Genomic DNA, 19,927 nt, shown 5'->3' on the forward strand with positions numbered 1-19,927 from the left:
GGTGGATGGTTACTTCCCTGGCGGTGGTCGTTGTTCTGATCGCGACTCTGGTGGGCTGGACGCTGTACCAGAACACCTATGACATCCGTGAGGAAAAAGTGACGATCACCGGGGGATCGGTGCCGCTCCAGGGAGTCCTTGCACTGCCCGAACACGGTGACGGTCCCTTCGGGCTCGTGGTTTTCGTCCACGGAGACGGCCCGGTCGATGCAACACATGAGACGTTCTATCGACCGGTGTGGGAGGCGTTCGCAAAGGCGGGGTACGCGTCACTCTCCTGGGACAAGCCGGGGGTGAATGGGGCACCGGGCAATTGGCTCGATCAGAGCATGGACGATCGCGCGGCAGAAACGGAAGCGGCAATCGAGTGGGCGCGGGGACGTTCGGATATCGATCCGTCTCGTATCGGTCTGTGGGGTGCAAGCCAGGCAGGGTGGGTGATGCCCAAGGTGGTGAACCTCGACCCGGACGTAGCGTTCGTCATTGCCGTGGGTCCCGCGATCAACTGGCTCCAACAAGGCGAATTCAATACCCTAGCCGAACTTTCCGAGAGAAATGCGTCGGCCGACGAGTTCGAGAAAGCGCGGGTCGATCGTGCGAAGAACTTGGATCAGTTGGCCCGTGATGCATCGTTCGACGATCTCGTGGCCTCCGGCGAGGCCGACGGTCTCACCGAAGACCGGTGGAACTTCATCCGAAAGAACTACCTCTCGGATGCGCGAGCCGATCTCGAAACCGTGAGGGTTCCGGTGCTCTTGATCATCGGCGGACAAGACGTCAACGTCGACGTGGCTGATACCGAAAGGGTGTACCGCGAATTACTCGACTCGCCAGGGCAACTGGTGGTCAAGAAGTACCCCGACGCCACTCACTCGATTGTGGAGAAGGACCTCGAAGACTCGGAATTGATGTCGGCTCTGGTGGCCGTTCTTGCTCCCCGTTCGATCTTCGCTCCCGGCTATCTAGCGGATCAGACTGCATTTTTGGAGGGAATTCATGGCTGACGGAATCACGGTTGTCGCACTGGGTGGTGCCGGTGCCATGGGCTCGGCAGCAGTTCGTCTGGCCGCAACATTGCCGGGAATCGGCAAGGTAGTAGTCGCGGATCGCGATATCGATGCTGCGAAGCGTCTTTCAGTTGAACTGGCGCAGGCGTCAGCGGAAGTCGAGGCGCGCAGCATCGACGTCACGGACGGTCGCACGCTACGTGAATTGCTTGACGGCGCAGACGTGGTCGTCAATACGGTCGGACCGTTCTTCCGTTTCGGCGTGGGCATTCTCCAGGCAGCGATCGAGACCGGGACTCACTATCTCGACATCTGCGACGACTGGGAGCCGGCCGTCGACATGCTGGAATTGGACTGTGCCGCGAGGGGAGCCGGAATCTGTGCGGTAGTCGGCATGGGCGCAAGTCCCGGGATGAGTAACCTCCTGGCCGCGATGGCAGTCTCGCGATTGGACGTGGTCGACGATCTGTACACAGCCTGGCCGGTTGATGTCGAGGGCGAGGACGAGTCGGTGGACACATTGAGTGCAGCGGCCGTTCACTGGATGCAGCAGATCAGCGGCACGGTTCCAGTGGTTCGTGCGGGGCGAATCGTCAACGAAGAACCGTTGCGTTCCATCGCACTCGAACTGCCCGGCGGACGTCGGGGGAACGCTTACGTGGTCGGGCATCCGGAGCCGGTGATGTTTCATCGGACCATCAATCCTGCAGGGCATTCGGCAAATCTGATGGTGATCACACCGGAAACCGTGGCGTTCCTCGACGTTCTCCGCTCCGATATCGACAAGGGGAGAATCGATCTCGACTCGGCTGCTGAAGAATTGGGCAAGCCCTCGCTCCGGCGGATGATCCGTGCTGCGCCTCGAATGCTCACGCGTGCCGGTCATGGATCCTTGCCGTTGTTTTTCGCCTCGGCGACCGGGGTGCGCGAAGGTCGAGAGATGCGCGTCGTGGCACGGATCGCTGACGATTCACCGGTATCGGAGTTACTGTCGGACATGGCCGGTGCAACCGGAATCCCCTTGGCGCTCGGCCTTGCTCAGGTGGTGTCCCGGCTGGCCGACGGAACGATTCGGGATCGGGTCGGTGTGCACTCAGCCGAGAGCGTCATCGACCCGGACGTTCTGTTCACTGCACTGGCGCGGTTGTTCGGTCGAACCGACTGGAGTGACATCGTTACCGTCGAATCCGAGTTTCGCTAGTCAGTTCGCGGCGTGCGATCCGATGCGACTGCGGATTTCGGTCTCGACGCGATCTGCGTCCTTGGGGCTGAATGAAGGCGCTCCGCGGCCGGCGAGGGTGAGTACCACCGCGGTCTCCTTCCACGGGCGTGAAAGATCCAGGCTGTACCACGAGCTGAAATCTGTTGTTCCCCAAATTCGTAAGCGTCCACTCAGCCATGACATGACTCCGAGGTCGACGGATTCGATCTGTGAGTACGGAACAAACTTGCTGACAAACGGGAAGTAATAGTGGCGGATCGTGACGCCCTGATCGTCGATTCGGACGGTCCTGTCCTCGTAGATCGTTAATGTCCCTGTACTCACAGTGAAAACCCGGTCCCTGCTGTTCGACGCTCTCGGCGGATGCCGAAAACCAACCATACAGTCTCTACTGGGAGCGGGTGGCCCGCCCGAGTCTCAGGCGCTGGTAGTCCTCGCGACGACGAGATCGCTCACCGCGATCTGAGCGTTGCCGATTGCCGCCTGAACCGGTTCGCAACTACTCGATGCTCTGGCGAGCGCAAGAACTGCGGTGAGTAAGGCGGCGTCGGGCTCTCCTTCGAACGGTCCGCTCTGGACGTCGAACTTTCCAGCTCGCAACTGCTTTCGGGCATTGATTCCAAGTTGTGAAATGACCTCGTCCATCGCTGTCAGGCACTGGGCGAGTGCACCGATCGACCAGTAGAGATCGGCAGCGACGACAGGCGTCTCCGATGCCACGGTGCCGGCGCGGCGCAATCGGTGATGAGTGTCTCGGAGTATCTCGGGCAGTCTGTGGTCTGCGCAATGTTCCATCCCGCTGCCTCCGTAAGGTGTAAAGTTGGGTTATTCAATTACGGTAAGGCAGGGCGGTAAGGGATGCAAGTAGTTTTAGACGATTACGTCGTCGGTGCGTCGTTCGCGACCGACCTGGTCAACACCTCGCCCCGCGTGTGGGTGGAGGCAGGCGACGCGTTGCGTGATCCTCAGGCGCTTCACGATCTACTGGATGAACATGGACTCTCGCCGGATGCGCTCCGCAACGGGCGTCGGCTTACCAGCGGTGAACTTGCCGACGTGCAGGCACTCAGAGAGGCGATTCGTTCGATTCTCGATGCTCCGACCTCCGACGAACTCGTTGATCGCACTGATCGACTCCTGCAGACTGTCCCGCATCACGTTCGACTCGTGCCTGATGCCCAGTACGACTATCGATGGAATGCGGTACCGGACAGAAGAATCGATCTCACGGGTGAGCTTGCGTTGTTGATCGGCTACTCGTTGCTGGGGACTCTGCGCACATTGGGGTACGAACGATTCCGCCCATGCGCGTCGCCGACGTGCAACGGGGTGTTTGTCGATACGAGCCGGGGAGGGCGACGCCGCTACTGCATGCCGGCGTTGTGCGGCAACCGAATCAACGTCGCGAATCACCGTCAACGGCAGCGTCGTACTTAGTCGTCAACGATGGCGTCGTACTTAGCGTCTGCGATTGCCCGGTCGATAGTGACAATCGAACAGAGTACGGCCGACTGTATGGGGAACTTCAACGAGATACAGACCACGTCAGTCCCGCACGATTGTCGCCATGGCAACTCCTAGTAGATGGCGGCTCGTATGAAAGCCCGTTCTGTCTCCGTGACAGCAGTTATCAGCGTTGGCGTATTCACTCTGGCCGGGTGTGGCGGCGCATCCAGTCCCGAAGGTTCGGTCGGTGAGTATGCAAAGGACGGCAGTTTCACGACTGTCATCAACGCCGATCCCGGAAATCTGCACCCTCTGATCACAAACCTTACGTCGACTCAGATCGTGAACGCGTACTCGTACGATTCGTTGATCGACATCGATGCGCAAACCCGCACGGTGCGTCCGTATCTGGCGGAGAGTTGGCGTGAAGAAGGAAACACGCTGAAGTTCGTGCTCAAGAAGGGCGTCACTTGTGCCGACGGCACTTCCTTCACCGCGCAGACCGCAGCCGATGACATCAACTGGGTCATGGACCCTGAAAACGCTTCACCGCTACGAGGATCCACCGTGCCGTCGTCGACGGTCGCGTCCGCGAACGGTGACGAACTGACGGTCACTACAGCCGAACCGGCACCCTTCTTGCTCTCCCGAATAGGCTCGATGCGGCTTCCGTGCGCTGCGACGCTCGAAGACCCGGCCAGTATCCGTTCGAGTAGTAACGGAACGGGTCTGTTCAAGGTCACCGAAGTTGTTCCCAACGATCACATCACGATGGAACGCCGCGACGGTTACACCTGGAGTCCGAACGGTGAGACCACTTCCGACACTCTCGGGGTGCCGAAGACAGTGACGATCAAGATTGTCACCGATCCGAGTACGACGGCGAATCTTGTTCTCACCGGTGGAGTGAATGCCGCGGCGGTGACCGGTTCGGACGAGGAACGAGTCTTGGCAGCGGGTCTGGATTCGAAGACCTACACCACGTTGTCCGGCGAGTTCATCTTCAATCATTTCGCGGCCCTACCCACGGCAGACCGTGCTGTACGGCAGGCCCTCGTGCAGGCAGTAGACCTGGACGACTACACCGAGATCACCACCGGCGGTAAAGGAACCCGTGCACGCGCCCTCGCGGTTTCGGAACCCCTTGCCTGCGACTACAACAGTGTCGAAGGGACGATCCCCGATTTCGACGTCGATGCAGCAAAGAAAACGCTGTCCGACGCAGGTTGGAAGGCGGGTCCCGACGGCCTCCTGACGAAGGACGGTCGACCGCTTGCCCTCAACGTAATTTTCAACAACTCACGCGATACAAACTCTGCCGCCGCGGAATACGTAGCAACACAGTGGGAAGGACTGGGCGCGAAGGTGAAACTGACCGGCGGCGACTACAGTTTCGTCATTGCCAACACATTCAGCACCACCGACCTGTCGTCGTGGGACGTTTCCATCGGTTTGACGCTGGGGAGTGATACGCCGAGCATCTTTGCGAAGTACTTCACCGGCCCGCCCAAACCTGAAGGAGTGAACTTCGCTTCCCTCGACAACAAGAAGTACATCGAATTGTCCACTGAGGCTTCGCTTCTTCCCGGTGACGAGTCCTGCAAGGTCTGGGAGGAAAGTGAGCGCGCGTTGTTCAACGACATCGACCTGCTGCCGGTATCCACGACTCCCGCTCACATGTTCTTCAACGGCGCAACGTCGATCTACCCGCCGTCGAGCGGAATCCTTCCGGGCTCGGCGATCCGTGTCCTGAAGTAGGACCCTCGGCAAACGCTCACTTTCGGGTATTGATCATCCGAAGTGCAAACCGAAATACCACTGCAGCACCGGCACCTGCAGCCAGGCCGGCGACGACATCGGCAAGAAGAACACCGACGCCTATGCCCAGGACGGCAGCAGCGGCGACGGCAAGGGCGACGTCAGCACGAGGAGCGGCGATCGCGGCATCCTTTCCCCGAGTATCGAACGAGCACCCATCTCAACGGAGCATGTCACGAAACGGTCGTCTGCAGGTGTATCAACCGCAAAATGTGTGAAACGCGTCGGCCCCGGCGGAGTTGGACTCCGCCGGGGCCGTGCTGTGTGTGTTGCGCACTTGCTCAGTGCGTCGGGACGGATTCCTTCGACGTGGTCGGGGACGTATCGGTGTGCTGGCTACCAATCTCCTTGCGGGAGTTCGAGCCGTTGAACCGAGGGAGGAAACCGGCCAGGACGAGTGCGATGACGGCGGATCCGGCAGCGAGGGCCATGACGACGCGGAAAGCGTTCTCCGACGGCAGCGTTGCCCCACCGACGGACATGGTCATCTGGGCGATGACGACACCCGCGATGGCGCTGGCGAATGATGTACCGAGGGAGCGCATCAGAGTGTTGAAGCTGTTGGCCGCTCCGGTCTCGGACGGAGGAACAGCCCCCATGATGAGAGCGGGCATTGCGCCGTAAGCCATACCGGTACCGGCGCCGATGATTACTGCGATCACGATCAGTTCCCAAATCGAGTGCATGGCGAAAATGCCGATGCCGTAACCGATTGCGACCACAATGGCGCCGAGCATGAGCGTCACCTTGGGGCCGTGCGAATTGGTGATGCGTGAGGACAGCGGAGAGATCAGCATCATGATGATGCCGGAGGGAGCCATGACCAGACCTGCGGTGAGCATCGAACCGCCGAGGCCGTAACCAGTGATTTCAGGCAGCTGGACTACCTGGGGAAAGACCATGCTGGCGGCGAACATCGCGAATCCGAACACGATGGATGCGAGGTTGGTGAAGAGCACCTGGCGGCGGATGGATACGCGTAGATCCACCAGCGGCTTGGGGGTGCGTAGTTCCCACCATGCCCAGAATCCGAATATCAGGATCGCGGCGCCGAACAGGGAAAGCGTGAGCGTGCTCGTCCAACCCCAGTCGCCACCCTTGGAAATTGCGAGTAGAAGAGCGATGAGGGCGGCTGAGAGTGAGATTGCTCCGCCGAAATCGAACGTGCCTCCTGTGCGAACCGCCGATTCGGGGACCAGGACGACAACAAGAACGGCCGCAAGCGCGCCGAGCACGGCTGACGCCCAGAACAGGACGTGCCAGTCGGCGTACTCGGCGATCAAAGCCGCGATCGGAAGCCCCAGAGCGCCACCGACTCCCAGCGAAGCGCTCATCATCGCAACAGCGCCGGCGAGCTTCTTGGGTGGAAGCACGTCGCGCATCACACTGATACCCAGCGGAATGACACCGGCAGCAAGGCCTTGCAGGATTCGGCCGGCAACGAGGGGGATAACGCTCGAACTGAGGGCTCCGACCACGGAACCGGTTACCAACAGCGCCATGCTGATCAGGAGCAGACGGCGTTTGCCGAACATGTCGCCCAAGCGGCCCATGGTCGGGACGGCGACGGCGGCGGCGAGCAACGTGGCGGTCACAGCCCACGCGGTATCGGACGCCGGCGCGTTCAGGTACTCGGGCAGATGCGGGATGATCGGGATGACCAGCGTCTGCATGAGCGAGACGACGATGCCGGAAAACGCCAGAACAGCCACCACTGCGGTGGTGGCTGGCGACTTCGTTGTCTGTGGCGGCGTTGTCGGTGGTGGAGAAGTGGTTGACGACATTGCGGTAACTCCATCGGAGGAAGAACGAATAATGGTTTAAGTCAGTTGATTGAACTAAAGTTAAATCAAGTGACTGACTTAACGGAAGGGTGCGCCTCCGATCGTGACGAATATCTCCGGTGCCGAGCAGCTTCGGATGGTCGAGGATGATGGTGTCCATGACTACGAGGACTGAGGACGCGTCGGCCGACGTCGGCGGCGCCGCAAATTCCGCGCGCTCTGCTGCAACCCGAGACCGCATTCTCGCCGTCGCCGAGCAGCTGTTCGCCGAGCACGGAGTCTTCGCGGTTTCGAACCGCCAGGTGAGTGAAGCGGCAGGTCAGGGCAACAATGCAGCCGTCGGATACCACTTCGGGACCAAGACCGATCTGGTCCGCGCGATCGTGAACAAGCATTCCCAGCAGGTCGAGAAGAAGCGTGGCGAACTGCTGTGTGAGATCGAAGGGTCCACAAACGTTCGTGACTGGATTTCGTGTCTGGTTCGGGCGTCGACCGATCACTACGCCGAAATGGGTGGCCCGACTTGGTACGCGCGGTTCAGTGCACAGATTCTCACCGACCCGGTCCTGCGGAAAATCGTCTACGACGAGGTATTGGCCTCGCCCACCCTGCAGGAGACGCTTCGGGGACTCTCTGACTGTCTGGCCGACATGCCGATGAGTGTTCGACGCGCCCGCGCGGACATCGGACGCAATGCGATCGTGCACATGTTCGCCGAACGTGAGCGCACGCTTGCCGAAGAGGGGCCGGACGCGGTCACGTCATGGGAGGACTTCACGACCGACCTCGTCGACGCGCTGGTCGGACTTTGGACGGCTCCGATCAGCCGCTGACCGGCCGTTTGTCTGCGCTAGCCGCCCGCCCCGGGGCAACCCTGCGCAATGGATCTCGCGTCGGCGGAAGATCCAGGAGCAAGCCCACTCCGGCAAGAATGATGACAAGACCGCCAACGAGCGCGAAGGTAACAGGCTCGTTTAACCACAGCACTCCGATGGCTGATGCCGAAATCGGAACGAGAAGAGTGACGGCCGATGCCGCGACTGGACCCGCCTGACGAATTATCCAGAAGTAGACCAGGTAGCCACCGGCGGTAGCCCCCAGCCCCAGGGCTGCCACGGCGATGAGTGGACCGACGGTTATGGGCCCCGGTGGGGGAGCGACGGCGGACACGGGAACCAATAGGGCAACCGCGGCAAGTTGTTGTCCGAGGGCCAGTGTCATCGGTGGAGTGTCCTGGAACGACTTTCGTGCGTAGACACCTCCGACTGCGTACAGCAGCGCCGCGGTCAAAGATGCTCCAATGGCCAGCAGTGCGCGACTGTCGATCGCTGACGGAATTCCACCGACGAGCACCGAGACGCCGACGATGCCGATCGCGACCCCCGAGAGTTTTCGCCAGGTGATCTTTTGTCGAAGCCAGAAAGCGGCGACGAATACGGTGAACATCGGCGTCGTGGCATTCAGGATCGACGCCGTCGACGAGTTGAGGCCGACGATCGCAGTTGCGACAAGCGTCAGGGGCCCAGCGACGTTGAGGGCTGCCAGCAGTAGGAATGCAGGAAACCGGTGACCGACCGCGCGCCAGGTCGATCTGCTGGAAGCCGTTATCAGTGCGAGAACCAACGCTGCAACAATGAAGCGGCCGTGCGTCGTGCCGACGGCGCCGAGTGTTGGTGCTGCCACAGCAACGAGGGGGAACGAGCTTCCCCAGAGCGCGCCGACCAACAGCAAAGCTCCAACTACGGCGAATCGGCTGCTGCCGATTGCTTTCCAGTTCTTCATTGCGCCTCTTCGTCGACGACCTCGCGGACATGGATGGCCGATGCCAGAACTACCCTATACCCCCAGTAGGTATAATGCTTCTTGTGTCATGATGCTGTAGGTGATCCGAGACTGGGGACGCATTATTCGTTCTCCTGCAATGATTTATGTGTCGAGGTGCTGTACGCGCAGACCTTCAAGTTATCTCCAATATACCTATAGGGGGTATATTGGTGGTTGTGTCGGGCTCGCTTTCCGGGCCACATCCGTCCAGCAAAAGAACAGGAATCCCAATGAGTAGTTGTGGCTGTGGAAATACCCCGAAGGCTGACGCCAATGGCGCTGTAGGCACCGTCGGTACGGCGATGCCGACCGGTGGGAAAGACCTACTCAACTCTGGCAGTAGTGAACTCGTCGAATGTCGGGTCATGCCCGGCAGTGTGATCGAAAAGGCGCGTGCCGAAGCGGAAGGCCTGTTCCGTGACTACGAAGGTAACCGGTACTGGTTTTGCTGCAAGGGTTGTGGTCCTCGATTCGACGCAAATCCGCGGAAGTACGCTGACGTGAGCTGAGCGAAAAGTGGTGGTGCAGGCGATGGCTGCACCACCACTTTCGTTGAGGCCCAATCGGGGTTCGGGTAGACCGTCGACATCAGACGGTGCGAGCGCATGCGCACTGGGTGGCCGCCAAGGTGCATTCGCCTCGCGTGGTTTCGTACGTCGCTTGTCCGGGCAATTCAGCAACTGTCTCCCGAGGCCAAAGTGCAAATCCTGCAACGGCTCCCACTGCGGCAAGCGCTGCAAGGATGCTCCAGGTGACCGCAAATCCCGCGCTCGAACCAACCCATCCGGCGATCGGATAGGTGACAAGCCAGGCGAGGTGTGACAGGGAGAACTGGGCTGCGAATACCTCCGGTATACCTGCGGGCTCGACGGAGCGCCGAAGTACTTTTCCGGTCGGCGTGACGATCATGGCCATCCCGGCGCCGACGAGTGCCCACACTGCGGCAGTGAGCATCCACGTGAATACACCGGCCACGGCGAGGGCTGCTGCCGCGCTGGCACTGACGACCAGGACAACGGAACCTGCTGTCATCACAGTGCGTTCAGCGGTTCTGTCGAGAACGCGTGGAAGAAGCAGCGCGGTCACCAACGTGCCGGTGCCTGACGCGGCAAGCATCCACGCCACGTCGGATTGGGTTCCACCGAGCTCGTCGCGGACGTAGTTGACGGTGTTGACCACGACGATCGAACCGGCTGCTGCCACCACGAGATTGAGTGCCATGATGCCGCGCAGTCGCGGTGTGGTCACGAAGATTCGCACCCCCGACGCGATCCGATCCCACGCCTTGCGGTGAGTACTCCGGCGAGCGTTGGGGATTCGGGTGGCCAGCACGAGCAGTGCCGAGACCGCAAAGCCCACGGAGGTGGCGACGAACAACAGGTTGAATGTCATGAAGGACAGTGCGACTGCGGCAAGAACAGGGCTGAGCAGGCTTTCCATAGTGTAAGCGACCTGCGATGCCGACAGTGCGCGGGTGAAATCGGCCTCGTCGGTCACGATGTCAGGAATGACCGCTTGGAACGTGGGAGTGAACGCTGCCGACGCAGCTTGGAGAACGCCTACCAGCACGTAGATGTGCCAGATCTCGCTGACGAAGGGCAATGCGATCACGACCGCTGCACGAAGGGCGTCGAGGGCAACGAGGAAAGCCCGTCTCGGCAACCGGTCGACGTACGCCGCCGCGAGTGGAGCGATCACGACGTACAGGGACATCTTGATCGTCAGCGCGGTGGCCAGCACAGCTCCGGCGCTCGGCCCAGCGAGTTCGTAGGCGAGTAGACCCAGTGCAACCGTCGCCAATCCGGTGCCGAACAGCGCGATGATCTGGGCGCTGAAGAGCAGGCGATAGTCGCGAATCAAGAACAGACGCATGCTGTTCCGTTCCGGTGCGGTCCTAGCGGTCCGGTTCATCTGGTTTCACTCCCGCGACAAGATTGAAAGCTCCGGTCAGGACATTGAGGGCGACGATTCCGACGACGTCAGCGATCTCGCGATCACCGTAGCCGTGCGCTCGAAGGCCCGCGATGTGTTCGTCTGAAATCGAGGCAGGCTCCCGATAGACGCGAAGTCCGAGGTCGATCATTGCCGCGATGGCAGGATCGACGGACGTGCCCGCGCGGGCACGCTCGATCTCGTCCGCCTCGACGCCGTTGGCGTGCGCGGCGGCAACGTGGGCTTCGAGGCAAACAGCGCAACCTTGCTGGACCTGCACAGCGATAGAGATTCGCTCGGTGATCTTGCGGCTGAGTTTCGCTCGCTTCATTGCCCGGCTGAGTTGCAGATAGCCACCCAGTACGGCGGGCGAATGAGCCATCGCCGCGACCATGTCACCGACCTGTCCGTGACGGTTCACGAGTTCGGCGAGAAGGTCTTTAGATGCACCGACAGCGGTGGTGGGCGTGAGAGATGCAAGGCGCGACATAACGAGTCCTAAGTGGTTCCGCCGGTGGTGGGTTCGGCTGGTGACAGCCGGCCGAACCCACCACCGGAGTTGGTCAAGAATTGACGGTGGATTGAACGGTTCGAGGATCGTCGACCTTGGTCGACCGCATCACGACCGCGGTGATTGCTGCGCCAACCACTGCGATGGCGGCTGCTCCGAGGAACACGGCGGAGAAACCGTTCGTCAACTCCGTCAGGTCACCGAGTTGATCAGCGCCGAACACTGCTGCGATCGCGGTCATCACCGCGAGGCCGACAGCCGAGCCGACCTGGTAGCTGACGTTGACGATGCCGGAGGCCAATCCGCCCTCTTCCGGGCGGGCAGCCGAAATCGCCGTACCGAGTGAGGGGATGAACGCCAGCGTCATACCTGCCGCAGCCACGAGCGACGCCGGCAGTACGTCGACCCAGAAGTTGCCGGTGGGCCGGATCAACGACATCCAACCCAAACCGATTCCCAGTACCAGCAATCCGGTCACGATCATCGCTTTTGCACCGAAGCGTGCCATGGCCCGTGGTGCCACGACGACCATGCCGAGCATGACGAAGATCGTCATCGGCAGCAGCGCCGCACCGGCCGGGAAGGCGCTGTATCCGAGCACTTGCTGCAGGTACAGGTTCAGGAAGAACCACATCGGTATCCAGGCAGCGCCGAGGACGAGCTGAGCGATGTTCGCGGCACCGAGGTTGGGCGCCTTGAAGATTCCCAGACGCACCAGAGGTTCCCGACGCTTGGACTGGATCAACACGAATGCACCCAACAGAGCGGCCGAAACGGCGAGCGCCAGCCACGTCTGCCCGGATCCCCATCCGACATCAGGTGCTCTGACGATGCCGAAGACTCCGACAGCAAGACCTGCGGTGACAGCGAGTGCGCCGAGGAAGTCGATCGACCCGGTACGTGCCGGTGCGTTCGGCATCAGGAGGGGAGTAGCGATCAGCGCGATGACGGCGATGGGAATGTTGAGGTAAAACACCCAAGGCCAGCTGGTGTATTCGGTGATGACGCCGCCGAGGAACACTCCGGCCGTACCGCCTGCCGGGGCGGCAGCGCCGTAGATGGACAGCGCCTTGGTCATCTCTTTCTGCGTGCTGCCGAACAGCATCATCAGCAAGGTGAGCGCCGATGGTGCGATGAGTGCGGCACCGGCACCCTGAACGGCGCGGCCCGCAAGTTCGACGGCAACGTTACCGGCGGCACCGGCGACAACGGAACCGATCAGCAGGATCAGCCAACCAGCGGAGAACACTCTGCGGGCTCCGAACAGGTCGGACAGGCGGCCGCCGAGGAGGAGTAGCCCGCCGAATGCGATGACGTACGCATTGAAGACCCAGGTCAGGCCTTCCTGGGAAAAGCCGAGATCGCTCTGCATCTGGGGGAGAGCGACACCGATGATCGAGGTGTCCATGATGACCATGAACTGAGCGGCGGCGATCAACGCCAACGCCCACCACTTACGGGTGGATTTCGGTTGTGTGGACATTCTGAGTTCCTTACCTCTACGGGGTATAGGTGATGCTCGTGTGGTCAGGGGGTGTCGAAAGCGAGCCTGGGCGACATCGGCGCAGCGCTTCGTTGAGGTGCGCGGGGAAATGCTGTTCTTGGAACTCATTCGGCCGGCGCTCTGCGTAGATGCGCATCGGATCTCCTTCGAGTGAATTCATGGTGTTCGAGTAGTTCGTTGCATACCCTAGGGGGGTATGGTACAAATTGCAACAGGTTCGAATTCAAGGAGTGTCGAACCCGACGCAGACGGCAACGGAAGTGCTGCCGACCCAAACTTTGGAGGGCAAGATGTTCAGCGGCAACGGCTACACACTGGAATTGGCAACGTCGGAGGCGGCCGTCGGCAGCCATGTCCCCTTGCAGTTCCGGATCCTGGATTCGGTTGGAACTCCGTTGACCAGGTACACCGACACCCACGACAAGCAGTTGCATCTGATCGTGGTCGGTCTGGACCTGACCGGATTCCAGCACGTGCATCCCGAATTGGACGAGAACGGAAACTGGCGTGTGTCAGTCGATTTCGATCACGCGGGAGACTACCGAGTCTTCGCTGACTTCACCCCGGACGGGGGTGACGGAATGACGCTGAGTGCGGATGTACGCGTCGCCGGGTCCTATGATCCTCGGCCGTTGCCCGCCGCTGCTGCCGTCACGACGGTCGACGGCTATACCGTCTCTCTCGAAGGCGCGGCCCATGCCGGCCAGACATCGAAGCTCACGCTCTCGGTCAGTCGTGACGGAATCCCAGTCACAGACTTGCAGCCCTACCTTGCCGCGTACGGGCATCTGGTCGCGTTGCGTGCCTCCGACCTCGCCTATCTCCATGTGCATCCGGATGGTCATCCGGGTGACGGTGTCACGCCGGCTGGACCGGCAATCACCTTCTACGCCAACATGCCGAGCGCTGAGGACTACCGGTTGTTCCTGGACTTCAAACATGGCGAAGTGGTGCGTACGGCGGAATTCACTCTGACTGCCGACAATGCGACCACGCCTGGGGCCGAACACTCGAGCCACTCGCACCACGGGCACTGAGACCGAATGAGTTTCGCAGCAACGGGAAAACGGGCATGGGCGATCACCATGCACCCATCTGTTCGTGCAGTAGCGAAATGCGTGGCGATGTGCGCAGTGATTGCTCTGCAAGACAACGGAAGTCGAAGAGTATCCGCACATCGCCCCGGTAACGAGAATTGTTGCGAAGTCACGCGTTGACGAACAGGAGGACATCGAATGTCGGAAGCGACAGCAGTGGGCAACGCTCCAAGCAGTGCCCCGGGCAATGATACGACCGGCGATGTGTGCTGCACGGGTGATTCCCACGGCTACATCACCGCCAAGGACGACTACCTAGGGCGCCTGCGTCGCATCGAGGGTCAAGCCCGCGGCCTGCAGCGCATGGTCGACGAGGACAAGTACTGCATCGACATTCTCACGCAGGTTTCGGCGATGACCAAGGCTCTCCACGCGGTGGCCATGGGGCTGCTCGAGGACCACATCAGCCACTGCGTCGTCAAAGCTGCCGTTGACGGTGGTCCCGAGGCGGAGGCAAAGGTGAAGGAAGCGACCGACGCGATTGCGAGGCTCGTTCGCTCGTAGAACTGTGCTCGACGAACATTGATACCGTGGTCGTCATGTTCAGCATCGAGATCCGTCGTACATTCGCTGTGAGGCAAGGGCTTCCGGCACCCGTGCGGGACGCAAAGAATTTGCCGCCGCTGATGCCTGCCGAGGGATTTCGCGTGACGATGCGAGTCGGGTTCTCGTTCGAGGACGACCAACTCAGCGAACGTGGATGGTTTGTCGACACGGACGCTCTCGACGAGTCCGTCGATCGGTGCGCCGAGCGATTGGCGAGCGGTGTCTGGCCGGAGATTTTCGATTTCCGTCCGTCATTCGAGAACGTTGCGAAGTGGTCTTTCACGGAACTTGCGTCCACGATTCCTCAGCTGACCTACGTCGAGCTGGACAACGAGACGATAGGTGTGGCAACGAGATACGTCAGATCGCACTGATCTGACATATCTCGTTGCCACAGGGGTTTCGATCGATCGGACTACTGGTAGAGACGCAGTGCAGACCCGATGAAGGACTTACCGAATGCGAGCCCGGCCTTGTTGAAGTAGAAGCTCATGTTCGTATTCGCGAACGGCACCGCGGACACCGTCTTGGTGATCTGCGACTCGGCGTCTGCCCACTCTGCGCACGCTGCGTCGCCGGTCAACCCGGAAGCCTTGGCCACCGCTGCTTCGTAGGCGGGGTTGTTGATCGAAGAGAAATTCTTACCGGTTGCCGGAGCAGGTCCGGTGAAGAACGGGGTGAACCCGCTGGGAATCGAATTGTTGATCTGGATCCATGCGATGTCCCACTGATTGTTGTCTTTACCGCTGAGCATGACGTCGACAACTTTGGTCTGGTCGGCTCCCGTTACCTCGACGTTTGCGCCGAGATCCGACCATGCAGATTGAGCGAGTTCGGCTGCTGCGCTGCGAGCCTCTTCGCCTCCTGCGTAGAAGAGGCGGAGTGTCAACGGGTTTCCGTCTTTGCTTCGTTTTCCGTCCGACCCGGCGGTCCAGCCGGCCGCGTCCAAGGTTGCCTTCGCTGCGCTGACGTCGTAGTCCGGAATGTTGCCGGTGACGGAGTCGTACACGCAGGCGCGGGGCTCTACACCGACGAGACTTGTTGCGCGGGTGCCCTGGCCGGCCGTGATAACTTCTGCCAGATCGTCGAGATTGACTCCCTGGATGAGTGCTTTGCGAACGGCGGGATCGCTGGTGGGATTGTTCGCGATCTGGTTGAAGTACATCTGACCGGACGGCATCGGGCGATTGATCGAGGCGAAATTGGCGGCTTCGATCCGGTCCTTGTCCGGACCGGCGATCGGAGATGCGTTGAGTTCGCCGGAGAGAAGCTGGTTTGCGGCGGTGCTGACATTGGGTGCCATGACAGCGATGACGGTCTTGGGGACACCTGGTGTGTCGGAGGTGGTGTCGTCGGGGCCCCAGTTGTAGCCGTCACGACGCTCGAACGTGTAGTGGTCGTTGGCGGCGACTTCGGTGACTTCGAACATCCCGGAACCGAGAGACTTCTTGTTCGAGGCGGTCGGGTCCGCGAGTCCGGCGTCGCACATGATCGGGAGGCGACTGACCGTGAGGAGGAGGAAGGGGCTCGGCGCCGGAGTGGTGACCGTGATGGTGCGGGTCGCGGGATCGGCAGTGGCCGAAGCGCCTACGGGGACCGTGGTGCCGCGTTGTTGTGAACCGTTGGCCGGATCAGCCACGAAGTTGATGTTGTTCGCGACGGTCTGCGCGTTCAGCGTCGACCCGTCGGTACAGGTCACTCCCTCGCGGATGGTGAAGGATGCGGAGGTCGGCGTCTCTTCCCATTTCTCTGCCAACCACGGTTTGAATTCACTGGTGTCCGGATCCTGGTAGACCAGGGAGTCGTAGGCCAGCCTCGAGATGTCAGCGGTTGCCGCGGAGCCGGACATGATCGGGTTGAGTGCACCCGGATCGGCTTGCAACGCATAACGGAAGGTTCCGTCTGTCAGAGGTTCACCGCCGTCGGAGCCCGAGGACGTGTCTCCCGAGCTGCAAGCCGACAACACGAGTGCGAGCCCCGCGGCCGTTGCAAGTGCCGGATAAGAGCGGTGTTTCATTGTGCCTCCGTGAAGGAGCCAGGGCCCGAGCGAAATTCGAGAGGGCGCGGTCGAGTGTGACCGCTAAATCTTGGCGTAGGACGTGACGGGCATCTCGGTCGATCTTCACGAAAATCATGCCGATTTTTGTTCGATCTCACGAGAACCGGGGTGATGAACCAGTTCAGGTCACGGTGAGTCGAGGTCATTTTGCCGTGGCCACCCGGTTGCAGTGAGTACAACGGCAGGGACCGACGTCAACGGAGAGATCGGGCCGAGGGCGAGGAGATCTTCGTCTTCGTCGATCTCGGACCAGAATTTTTCAGAAGAAACATCGAGGCCGAGAACGATCCACGGCGGTCCGGCTTCTTGAAAGGCAAAGGAGACGCTGCCGGTTCGCGGAACCGTCGCATCGAACAGGTGGGCTCCGACTGGATATCCCTGTTGCTCGCCCACCAACGTCAGGGTTGTCGGTTCGAAGGACGCCTCGCGCAGCATCTTCTCGACTGCGCGGTCGAAACTCTGCTGGGTGGTGAACTCTTCGTCCGCGTTCGAACCGCTGAACTCGGGGAAATGCGCACAACACAAAACGTGTGAACCCTCCGAGTTGCAGTAGAGACGAAACACGGGAAATCCACCTGCCACGAAGCGTGACGTTAGCAGAGCGTCGAAATGGAGAAGTTGCTGTTTCGGCAAAGATGGTTGCGTGAATTGTGGAAGGTCGTTCATCCTGGGTGCATGAGCCACGAACACCACAATCACCACGAAAACTCTGAAACCACCGAGAATCCGTACGCCAAGGCGGACGCACAGTTCTGGAACTCGCTGTACGAGGAACGTCCCGCGCGCTGGAGCGGAAATCCCAACCCACAGTTGATTGCCGAAGCCTCCGACCTCGAACCGGGCACTGCACTCGACGTCGGTTGCGGCGAAGGCGCCGACGCTTTGTGGTTGGCACGTCGCGGGTGGAAGGTCACCGGCACCGACATATCGTCGGTTGCGCTCAGTCGCGCCCAGGCTCACGTCGAGGGCGAGGGCGTCGACATCGAATGGCTGGAAGCCGACCTGACGAAGTGGGATCCGCAGGGGCGCTCTTTCGATCTGGTGTCCGCGCAGTTCTTCCACATGCTCGAACCCGCGCGCGGGGAATTGTTCCGTGCTCTCGGAGATCTGGTCGCGCCGGGCGGGCATTTGCTGATCGTGGGCCACTCGCCCCACGAGTCGCCCACCGAACATCATCGGGCCATGCTCCATACACCCGAATACGTGGAGTCGCTGTTCACCGATGGTTGGAAGGTGTTGGTCTCGGAGTCGCGGGAACGTGATCTTCCCGCGAACCCCGAGATGCATCACACGACGGATACCGTTGTGCTGCTTCAGCGATTGAGTGCGAGCACCGACAGCAATTCGTAAGCGACGTGAGCCGCTGCGATACCGGTGATCTCGGCGTGGTCGTACGCCGGCGCTACCTCGACGATGTCGGCGCCGACCACGTTGAGTCCCACCAACCCGCGCAGTGTGTTCAACAATTCGCGAGAGGTCATGCCGCCCGCTTCGGGTGTTCCGGTACCCGGAGCGTGGGCGGGATCGAGCACGTCGATGTCGACGGAGACGTACACCGGGCCACCGTCGAGGCGCTTACGCATGCGCTCGACGATGCTGGCGACGCCGTCGACCTCGTAGTCGTCACTGCGGATCACCTGGAAGCCGAGGACGCGGTCGTCTTCGAGGTCTTTCTCGCTGTAGAGCGGTCCACGGATGCCGATGTGCTGCGAACGCTCCATGTCGATCAGGCCTTCTTCGCTGGCGCGGCGGAAGGGGGTGCCGTGGGTGAAAGGCTGACCGAAGTAGGTGTCCCAGGTGTCGAGGTGAGCGTCGAAGTGCAGGACGGCGATCGGGCCGTGATCGCGGGCCAGTGAACGCAGGATCGGAAGTGCGATGGTGTGGTCGCCGCCGAGCGTGAGCACAGAGGAACCGTCGGCGCGCAGGTCGGTGACGGCGGACTGAACCGTCGTGAGAGCTTCCTGAATGTCGAAGGGGTTGACTCCGATGTCGCCGAAATCGGCTACCTGCTGGTTGGCGAAGGGGGAGACCTTGAGCGCGGGGTTGTACGGACGCAGCAGCTTCGACGCAGCGCGGATGTGCCCCGGACCGAACCGAGCGCCGGGTCGGTAGCTGACACCCGAATCGAAGGGGATGCCGAGGATTGTCACGTCGGCGCGCGAGACCTCGTCGAGGCGCGGCAGACGCGCAAAAGTGGTCGGCTCGGCGTAGCGGGGGACGCGCGTGGCGTCGACGGGTCCGATGAACGATCCGGGGTTGTTGGTAGCCATGTGCAGAGGTCCCTGCTCTCGATTCGGCGCACACCGGGCGCCCTTCAGTGATGTAGCTCTCTGAGCAAGTATGGTTTCTTCAAGAGGCTCGGTTGTCAACCCCTGTTTCCTGAAAGGGACACGGTGGTCGTGAAGGAGTGGGTTCAGTGGCCAAGGCGAAGGAAGCGGTCGAGCCGGTCGGACCGCGCATCGGGGCGAGGCTCAAGGCGGCACGTCAATCGAAGCGGTTGACCCTCGACGACCTGGCCGAGGCATGTGGTGTGACCAAGGGGTATCTCTCGAAGCTCGAGCGCGATCACGTCAACGCGTCGGTGGCGACCCTGATCAAGGTGTGCGCGGTGCTCGAGATCCCCGTCGGATCCCTGTTCGAGAATGCGTCCGCCGGTGAAGTAGTCCGCGCCGACGCCATGCCGCAAATCAGCTTCGGTGGCGAAAAGATGACGGAGTACCTGCTCACGCCTACCAACGAGCGTCGAATTCAGGTGCTGCTCGGCGAGCTGGAACCAGGCGGCGGAAGTGGTCAGGAGTTCTACAGTCTGCCGATCGACGTGAACTTCGTGCACGTGCTGGAGGGCGGCTTGCGGGTCTCGTTCGAGGGCGGTCGGACGGATCCGAACGGTGAGGCCGTCGATGCCGAGGACGTCGTGCTTGCGGCGGGCGATTCCTTCACATTCACGCCGACGCACAACCATAGTTTTCAGGCCGAAGGCTCGGTTCTGGCGAAGGTTCTGTGGGTCTTGAATCCGGCATTGCCGGAAGGGCCACGCGCGTCGCCTTCGTGAGACCCGAATCTGTGAATGTTGATTCTTAGGAAACAAGAGTTGACATGATTGGCGGCACCCGTCACGCTGGTAGTTGTCCCCGTCACACACACCGTCGAAAATTGGCGTCACGGAACTCCTGAAGG

Annotated in this window: 21 protein-coding genes; 11 read left to right on the plus strand and 10 right to left on the minus strand. The window is 61.0% G+C overall.

Annotation, left to right across the window (positions count from 1 at the left end):
* Positions 1-5 precede the first annotated feature (5 nt).
* Together QMA15_RS19160 and QMA15_RS19165 are read left to right on the plus strand one after the other, a co-directional pair.
* Positions 6-1,004 carry an alpha/beta hydrolase gene (locus tag QMA15_RS19160; protein ID WP_279163207.1) on the plus strand — a complete coding sequence of 333 codons (999 nt, stop codon included), beginning with the start codon at positions 6-8 and terminating at the stop codon, positions 1,002-1,004.
* Complete coding sequence (locus QMA15_RS19165; protein WP_142006336.1) at positions 997-2,208, plus strand: saccharopine dehydrogenase NADP-binding domain-containing protein; 1,212 nt, start codon at positions 997-999, stop codon at positions 2,206-2,208. Before QMA15_RS19160 ends, QMA15_RS19165 begins: the two co-directional genes overlap by 8 nt.
* Here the strand turns inward: QMA15_RS19165 and QMA15_RS19170 are convergent, their stop codons facing one another.
* Together QMA15_RS19170 and QMA15_RS19175 are read right to left on the minus strand one after the other, a co-directional pair.
* On the minus strand, positions 2,209-2,553 hold the full coding sequence (locus QMA15_RS19170) for a hypothetical protein (protein ID WP_021333731.1): 345 nt from the start codon (positions 2,551-2,553) through the stop codon (positions 2,209-2,211). It abuts the gene before it with no gap.
* Positions 2,554-2,646: 93 nt separating this feature from the next.
* A complete protein-coding gene (locus tag QMA15_RS19175; RefSeq protein ID WP_003941183.1) occupies positions 2,647-3,024 on the minus strand; it encodes a hypothetical protein in 378 nt (125 codons plus the stop codon).
* A 63-nt stretch (positions 3,025-3,087) separates the two neighbouring features.
* Here QMA15_RS19175 and QMA15_RS19180 point away from each other — a divergent pair, with 63 nt between their 5' ends.
* Positions 3,088-3,666 (plus strand): CGNR zinc finger domain-containing protein, encoded by a 579-nt coding sequence (locus QMA15_RS19180; protein WP_021333732.1) that lies wholly within the window; start codon positions 3,088-3,090, stop codon positions 3,664-3,666.
* Between the two features lie 159 nt (positions 3,667-3,825).
* Positions 3,826-5,433 (plus strand): ABC transporter substrate-binding protein, encoded by a 1,608-nt coding sequence (locus tag QMA15_RS19185; RefSeq protein WP_021333734.1) that lies wholly within the window; start codon positions 3,826-3,828, stop codon positions 5,431-5,433.
* 341 nt (positions 5,434-5,774) lie between these two features.
* Here the strand turns inward: QMA15_RS19185 and QMA15_RS19190 are convergent, their stop codons facing one another.
* Positions 5,775-7,277: an MFS transporter gene (locus tag QMA15_RS19190; RefSeq protein WP_019746694.1), complete on the minus strand. Its 1,503-nt coding sequence runs from the start codon at positions 7,275-7,277 to the stop codon at positions 5,775-5,777.
* A 158-nt stretch (positions 7,278-7,435) separates the two neighbouring features.
* Between QMA15_RS19190 and QMA15_RS19195 the strand changes: the two genes are divergently transcribed.
* A complete protein-coding gene (locus QMA15_RS19195; RefSeq protein WP_007727120.1) occupies positions 7,436-8,110 on the plus strand; it encodes a TetR/AcrR family transcriptional regulator in 675 nt (224 codons plus the stop codon).
* On the opposite strand, the gene QMA15_RS19200 is transcribed toward QMA15_RS19195, so the two are convergent.
* Positions 8,100-9,059 (minus strand): DMT family transporter, encoded by a 960-nt coding sequence (locus QMA15_RS19200; protein ID WP_021342726.1) that lies wholly within the window; start codon positions 9,057-9,059, stop codon positions 8,100-8,102. The two genes, QMA15_RS19195 and QMA15_RS19200, sit on opposite strands and share 11 nt — an antisense overlap.
* Before the next feature lie 272 nt (positions 9,060-9,331).
* Here QMA15_RS19200 and QMA15_RS19205 point away from each other — a divergent pair, with 272 nt between their 5' ends.
* Positions 9,332-9,610 carry a YHS domain-containing protein gene (locus tag QMA15_RS19205; RefSeq protein ID WP_020968300.1) on the plus strand — a complete coding sequence of 93 codons (279 nt, stop codon included), beginning with the start codon at positions 9,332-9,334 and terminating at the stop codon, positions 9,608-9,610.
* A gap of 79 nt (positions 9,611-9,689) precedes the next feature.
* On the opposite strand, the gene QMA15_RS19210 is transcribed toward QMA15_RS19205, so the two are convergent.
* The 3 genes from QMA15_RS19210 to QMA15_RS19220 all read right to left on the minus strand — a co-directional run bounded on the left by QMA15_RS19210 (position 9,690) and on the right by QMA15_RS19220 (position 13,027).
* Complete coding sequence (locus QMA15_RS19210; RefSeq protein ID WP_021342728.1) at positions 9,690-10,973, minus strand: MFS transporter; 1,284 nt, start codon at positions 10,971-10,973, stop codon at positions 9,690-9,692.
* A 22-nt stretch (positions 10,974-10,995) separates the two neighbouring features.
* Positions 10,996-11,523, minus strand: coding sequence for a carboxymuconolactone decarboxylase family protein (locus QMA15_RS19215; protein ID WP_279163009.1), 528 nt, complete (start codon positions 11,521-11,523; stop codon positions 10,996-10,998).
* A gap of 73 nt (positions 11,524-11,596) precedes the next feature.
* Positions 11,597-13,027, minus strand: a complete 1,431-nt coding sequence (locus QMA15_RS19220) for an MFS transporter (RefSeq protein WP_020968303.1) — start codon at positions 13,025-13,027, stop codon at positions 11,597-11,599.
* Positions 13,028-13,278: 251 nt separating this feature from the next.
* On the opposite strand from QMA15_RS19220, the gene QMA15_RS19225 reads away from it, so the two are divergent.
* The 3 genes from QMA15_RS19225 to QMA15_RS19235 all read left to right on the plus strand — a co-directional run bounded on the left by QMA15_RS19225 (position 13,279) and on the right by QMA15_RS19235 (position 15,065).
* On the plus strand, positions 13,279-14,085 hold the full coding sequence (locus QMA15_RS19225) for a hypothetical protein (RefSeq protein ID WP_024487558.1): 807 nt from the start codon (positions 13,279-13,281) through the stop codon (positions 14,083-14,085).
* 198 nt (positions 14,086-14,283) lie between these two features.
* The gene (locus tag QMA15_RS19230; RefSeq protein WP_031332788.1) at positions 14,284-14,649 is read left to right on the plus strand and encodes a metal-sensitive transcriptional regulator; all 366 of its coding nucleotides are present in this window, start codon (positions 14,284-14,286) and stop codon (positions 14,647-14,649) included.
* A 35-nt stretch (positions 14,650-14,684) separates the two neighbouring features.
* Complete coding sequence (locus QMA15_RS19235; RefSeq protein ID WP_279163010.1) at positions 14,685-15,065, plus strand: 6-carboxytetrahydropterin synthase; 381 nt, start codon at positions 14,685-14,687, stop codon at positions 15,063-15,065.
* Between the two features lie 41 nt (positions 15,066-15,106).
* Here QMA15_RS19235 and QMA15_RS19240 read toward each other — a convergent pair whose 3' ends face one another.
* Together QMA15_RS19240 and QMA15_RS19245 are read right to left on the minus strand one after the other, a co-directional pair.
* Positions 15,107-16,708: an ABC transporter substrate-binding protein gene (locus tag QMA15_RS19240; protein WP_046377866.1), complete on the minus strand. Its 1,602-nt coding sequence runs from the start codon at positions 16,706-16,708 to the stop codon at positions 15,107-15,109.
* Positions 16,709-16,876: 168 nt separating this feature from the next.
* Positions 16,877-17,314 carry a hypothetical protein gene (locus QMA15_RS19245; protein ID WP_142006346.1) on the minus strand — a complete coding sequence of 146 codons (438 nt, stop codon included), beginning with the start codon at positions 17,312-17,314 and terminating at the stop codon, positions 16,877-16,879.
* 111 nt (positions 17,315-17,425) lie between these two features.
* On the opposite strand from QMA15_RS19245, the gene QMA15_RS19250 reads away from it, so the two are divergent.
* Positions 17,426-18,100, plus strand: coding sequence for a class I SAM-dependent methyltransferase (locus tag QMA15_RS19250; RefSeq protein WP_020968309.1), 675 nt, complete (start codon positions 17,426-17,428; stop codon positions 18,098-18,100).
* Here the strand turns inward: QMA15_RS19250 and speB are convergent.
* A complete protein-coding gene (gene speB / locus QMA15_RS19255; RefSeq protein WP_003941134.1) occupies positions 18,064-19,020 on the minus strand; it encodes an agmatinase in 957 nt (318 codons plus the stop codon). The genes QMA15_RS19250 and speB overlap by 37 nt on opposite strands.
* Before the next feature lie 146 nt (positions 19,021-19,166).
* Here speB and QMA15_RS19260 point away from each other — a divergent pair, with 146 nt between their 5' ends.
* Positions 19,167-19,802 (plus strand): helix-turn-helix domain-containing protein, encoded by a 636-nt coding sequence (locus QMA15_RS19260; protein ID WP_020968310.1) that lies wholly within the window; start codon positions 19,167-19,169, stop codon positions 19,800-19,802.
* Positions 19,803-19,927: the final 125 nt, after the last annotated feature.

This window comes from Rhodococcus sp. APC 3903 (assembly GCF_030407755.1).
Taxonomy (GTDB): Bacteria; Actinomycetota; Actinomycetes; order Mycobacteriales; family Mycobacteriaceae; genus Rhodococcus_F; species Rhodococcus_F erythropolis.